Source organism: Rhodococcus sp. P4_B6 (assembly GCF_056402215.1).
The window spans coordinates 1-2,805 of the sequence record NZ_JBFUHV010000381.1; the positions used below are offsets into that span (position 1 = coordinate 1).

Sequence of the window (2,805 nt, forward strand, 5' to 3'; positions counted from 1 at the left end):
GTATACCTGGTGCTCATCGGCATCGCCGCCGTCATCGCGGCGTATACCTGGTGCTCATCGGCATCGCCGCCGTCATCGCGGCCCTGCACATGGACAACCTCACCGACCAGAAGACCGGCGCACGATCCTTGCTCGAGGTGCTCGCCTTCCGCGACTCCTGGATCATCTCGTTCCTCTACATCGGCACCTTCGGATCCTTCATCGGATTCAGCTTCGCCTTCGGCCAGATCCTGCAACTCAACTTCCTCGCCGGACTCACCAACGGCGCCCCGGCGACCCCCGCCATGCAGGCCACCGCCGCCCTACACGCCGCCCAGATCGCCTTCATCGGACCGCTCCTCGGATCACTGTCCCGCCCACTCGGCGGACGCCTCGCCGACACGATCGGAGGCGGCAAGATCACCCTCTACAGCTTCGTCGCCATGATGGCCGCCGCCGGTATCCTCGTCGTCGCCGGCACCGTCGACGACGCCACCCCCGGAGCCGCCAACACCACCATCATGACCGCCTACGTCCTCGGATTCATCCTGCTGTTCATCATCTCCGGCATCGGCAACGGGTCCGTCTACAAAATGATCCCGGCCATCTTCGCCGCGAAAGCCGAGGCGCTGCACACCCACGATACCCACTCCGCCGCCACATGGTCACGCACCATGTCCGGAGCACTCATCGGCATCGCCGGCGCCGTCGGCGCACTCGGCGGAGTCGCAATCAACCTCGTCCTGCGCGCCTCCTACCTCGGAGTACACAAGTCGGCCACCACCGCATTCTGGGTATTCGCCGCCTTCTACATCATCTGCGCGGTCATCACCTGGACGATGTACCTGCGGCGACCGACCGCATCGACACCCTCACCGGCCGGCACCCTCACCCCTGCCGCCTGAACAACACCCCACGGAAACGTACGGGAACGTACGGGAACACCGATCCCACCCGCGGAACCCCTTACAGCAGAACACCCATCCTCGCCTTGGCTGCTGCACAGCCAGCGTGCGGATCAACATCCCCACGACAGCGCTTCAGCGTCCTCGGCGCCGCGTCGTCCGATGCTGCCGTCATCCGCGGGACTTCGCCCAGCACAGCAGGGACCGTGCGGTCCCCGACACAATATCGAGAAGGAAATCCACGAGCATGAAAATGTCCACACTGATGGCCGTCGCCGCCATGACCATCGCGTCGATGGGAATCGCCGCCGGCACCGCCCACGCGGAACCCACCCCCACCCCCGTCCCGGTCGCGGCGGTGGGGTGGAACCTCACCCGCAACGGTGACCAGGTCATCGTCGAAACGTCGGCCGGGTCACTGAGCAACGAGAACAACCACCTGATCGTCCGCGACGCCTCCGGTGCCACAGTCGAGTCGGTGCCACTGGCGATCGCTATCGACGGCTTCGCGCACCCGGTCGCCGCACAGATCAACGGCCGCACCGCGACCCTGACCACCGACACCAACCCGGCCGCCGCCACCCCGGTCACCCTGCCGCTGCGGCAGGTCGACCTGCCCGCCGCAACCGCCGGAGTCAAGGACAACATCACCCTCACCGCGGCCGTCGGCGGCTTCCTCGGCGCCGCAACCGGTCTCGTCGGCGGCTGCCTCCTCGGCGCCGTGGCCGGGGCCGTGATCTCCGCACCGGCAGCACTGCTGCTCGGCGCCGGCCCGGTGGCCGGATGCATCGGCGGCGCACTACTGGTCGGCGCSGGCGCCTCCCTCGCCGGCACCGCSATCGGCGGCCTCGGCGCCATGGCAGCCAACGCCGAYCCGTTCATCACCCTGCTGAACGCACSCCCGGCCCCSAAGAAGTAACACCACTCCGACCCTCACCATGTGCGGCCCGCCCATCGTGGGCGGGCCGCACTCGTCCCGCTCCGAGGCTCCAGTGCAGCCACCGCGGCTCGGCCCCTACCGAACCCCTCATGGCCCGTCCGACCGTCCGCACCAAACTCGCCGGAACCCCCACCGGCCGAAATGCAACCGCCTCCCGGAAACTCATCGCACACCACGCCGTCTCATTCACCGGCGTCAACTGCGCCCCACCGCGTCCTCAAATGCCTCACACGAAAACACGACAATCTCTCCCACAACACCTGACGCGACCACGTCGGCTGGACCATCCTGCGGCTCCCGCCCGCGTCTCTGCGGACCTCATCGACGACACGGACCCTGCATCTATCCCACCCCACTCCCCCGTCATTCACACCCGTCGCTCATCCAGCCAAGCCCGCCGTCACCACAACAGGGCCGCGGACTCTCCGCTGCACAGCGCGGCATCGAAGTTAGTATCAATTGAGCTTGGCGGCTCGGCAGGCCAGACTGGGAGGACGACAGGATGGTTCGTGATCAAATACGCATCGGTCTGCCGAGGAAGGTTGCCGAGGACCTGTATGAGCTTGGATTCGATCGACCTGTCGAGACCTCTCGTGTCACGGAGCAAACCCTAGAGACGATTCGTGTCTATGTAGAGGTCTCCGGTGCCGTGATCGCGCCGCTTGAGAGCTTTTCCACGGTGCTGGTGAGCCTCGGCGAATTACCCGATCTGTGTAGCGCGATCGGTGGCTGGGTCAAGCGCGAAGGTCGGATTTCACGGGGCAGGTCGGAATCTAACCTCAATTTTTCGTGCCCTCTGATTGGTGGGTGGGTTTCGGCTGGGGTGTGCTGGTGCGGGACAGATTTTGGTGTGTGGGTGTGAGTGTGCGCCCGATGTCGCTCGGGTGGGTGCCCGGTTCCACCGGCCGGGGTTTGGCATTCGTGTGTCGTATGAGTAGGAGGCTGCGGTCAGGTGAAGGCGGCGCGGATGCGATACCACGC

Annotated in this window: 3 protein-coding genes; all 3 read left to right on the plus strand. The window is 66.0% G+C overall.

Annotated features, from left to right (window positions below; translation table 11 throughout):
• Window positions 1-884, plus strand: an 884-nt coding sequence (locus AC1DWT_RS50700; protein WP_477926205.1) for an MFS transporter, incomplete at its 5' end; no start/stop codon positions are given.
• 247 nt (window positions 885-1,131) lie between these two features.
• A complete protein-coding gene (locus tag AC1DWT_RS50705; RefSeq protein ID WP_477926206.1) occupies window positions 1,132-1,803 on the plus strand; it encodes a DUF8020 domain-containing protein in 672 nt (223 codons plus the stop codon).
• Window positions 1,804-2,326: 523 nt separating this feature from the next.
• Window positions 2,327-2,686: a hypothetical protein gene (locus AC1DWT_RS50710; RefSeq protein WP_477926207.1), complete on the plus strand. Its 360-nt coding sequence runs from the start codon at window positions 2,327-2,329 to the stop codon at window positions 2,684-2,686.
• The last annotated feature ends 119 nt before the right edge of the window (window positions 2,687-2,805 follow it).